Below are 2446 nucleotides of genomic sequence, written 5' to 3' on the forward strand. Positions count from 1 at the left end.
TGTTTATGGCAGACTAAAAATGTAGGTTATGGCAGTTAATTTATGCAGACCCGTAGGGGCTGCATAAATTAAAAAACCACTTGCCAACATCCCCTTATCAAAATACACTCCTGTTGGGCATTACAGACGACGGGAGGTATAAAGTTAGGAGATGTTAGCAGTGGCAGAAATTAATTATATCAGGCATGAGGCAAACAAAAAAGGGCGAGCTTATAGCAAGATTGCCAAACAAATGAATCGTGATTCAAGGACGGTTCAGAAGTATGCAGAAATGGATGATTTCAATCTACAAGAAAAGCCCAAGCAAATTCGAAAAGCTAGAGTCATGGAGCCCGTTAAACCTATTCTTGATCAATGGATCAAAGAGGACTTGAACAAGAAAAAGAAGTTCCGAAGAACAGCACAACGCTTGTTCACGCAATTAGTGGAGGAATACCAATTTACAGGATCATCTCGCTCTGTCAGACAATATGTTTCCCAACGTAAGCACCAGTTAGCGGAGACAAGTGATGCTGCGGCATTGCCATTGGAAACGAGACCTGGATCAGCTCAAGTTGATTTTGGAGAAGCACCATTCAAATATCAGGGAGAAAGTGTTACCTTGCCATTCCTCGTTCTCTCGTTTCCTTATAGCAACACGTTCTACTTTCAAGTTTTCCAGTCTCAGAATCGAGAATGCTTTCTGGAGGGATTAAAGCGTATCTTTCACTATATAGGTGGAGTTCCAAAGGTCATTCGATTTGATAATTTATCACCAGCGGTGAAAAAGATCATGCCAAATGGTCAGCGTGAACTGACGGAGGAATTTCAAAACTTCGTTTTTCATTATGACTTTGAATACGAGTTTTGCAATCCCGGTAGTGGCAATGAAAAAGGGCACGTAGAGGCGATGGTCAAGTACGTTCGCAACAACTTCCTGCTTCCTGAGTTGCAGATACACAATCTTGATCAGCTAAACGAAACCCTTTGGAAAAAAGCCGAGAAAGATCGGGAGAGACCTCATTATGTGAAAGAAACCATGCTTTCCGAACTATATTTGGCAGACAAGGAACACCTTCTTCAATTACCTGCCAAAGAGTTTGATTGTATCCGATATGAACGAGTAAAAGCGGATAAATACGGATATATCCGAGTCGAAAATAAACTCTACTCAACGTCTCCCCGTTTTGCCAAATGTATGGTTTTGGCAAAGATCTCATTTGACCGAGTCGATATTTTAACTGAAGAATATGAGCTGATCGTACAGCATCCCAGGCTGTATGGCAAAGAGCCAAAATCAGTGATTTGGCAGCCATATTTGATATTGATGGCAAAACGGCCAACTGCTATTAAATACACAAGTTTTTATGAACAATTGCCAATCGAATGGCAAGTCTATCTCTCGAATTGCACGGTCCCAGAGAAGCAAGAAGCTCTCCAGCTACTATCCGTCATTTTAAAAAACGATGATATGAAAATACCCACGCAAGCTTTGCAGCTTGCCTCTGAGAATGGTCACCCAGCCGTTGATTCTATTAAGCAGATCTATTATCAACTCATGAATGGCCGTGGACAAAGGGATACCATCCAACCGAAAGGTTTTGTTCCTGCCGTTCCAACAGCCACTAGAGGATTAGCCCATTACAATGAATTTTTTAAGGGAACGGGAGGTCATCACTAGTGGATGCATTGATAAAAGAATATTCAAAGCGTCTCAAGTTGAGTTGGGTTCGGCAACATTTCCATGAGGTTGAAGCTACTACAAATGAAGAGTACTTACTCAAAATACTAGAAAACGAGATACAACAACGAGAAGTACGGAAAATCAATCTGCTCTTTAAACAATCTTCCTTGCCAAGAATAACAGGAAAGCCATTTGAATGGGGTCATATTCAGATGGGACAAGGTCTCACGCAGGATCATATCCTTCATGGTGGATTTATAGAGGAGAAAGAAAATCTGATCTTTTATGGCGGTGTGGGAACGGGGAAAACGTACTTATCCACTCTGATTGGCTTAAATGCCATTCAGCAGCAAGGGAAAAAGATAAAGTTCTTTACTGTCGCTGGATTAGTCAATCGGCTGCTAGACGCTCACGAGACTGGCTCGTTGAGCCGATTCTTTAACCATATTGAGAAGCTAGATCTGTTAATACTCGACGAACTGGGGTATATTCCTCTGCATAAACAAGGTGCAGAACTGCTATTTCAGATTATCTCCATGTGCTACGAAAGAAAAAGTATTATTATCACGACCAATCTACAGTTTGGCCAATGGAATCATATATTTGGTGATCCAATTTTAACAGAGGCAGTTATTGATCGCTTGATTCATCACTCTCATTTGATCGTCTTCAATGGCGAAAGCCATCGATACAAAGAATCGCTATTACACGGTAAATAATTTAGGGGTTGGCAAGTGGTACATTTTTAATTGCCATTTGCTACATTTCTTACTTGCCAAAAAC

Annotated in this window: 2 protein-coding genes; both read left to right on the forward strand. The window is 41.0% G+C overall.

Annotated features, from left to right (window positions below; translation table 11 throughout):
* The first annotated feature begins 151 nt into the window (after nt 1-151).
* On the forward strand, nt 152-1660 hold the full coding sequence (gene istA, locus EDM54_RS24145) for an IS21 family transposase (protein WP_024985313.1): 1509 nt from the start codon (nt 152-154) through the stop codon (nt 1658-1660).
* Nucleotides 1660-2382, forward strand: a complete 723-nt coding sequence (gene istB / locus EDM54_RS24150; protein ID WP_122915621.1) for an IS21-like element helper ATPase IstB — start codon at nt 1660-1662, stop codon at nt 2380-2382. Before istA ends, istB begins: the two co-directional genes overlap by 1 nt.
* Nucleotides 2383-2446 lie beyond the last annotated feature (64 nt).

The organism is Brevibacillus borstelensis (assembly GCF_003710865.1).
GTDB classification, from domain to species: domain Bacteria; phylum Bacillota; class Bacilli; order Brevibacillales; family Brevibacillaceae; genus Brevibacillus; species Brevibacillus borstelensis.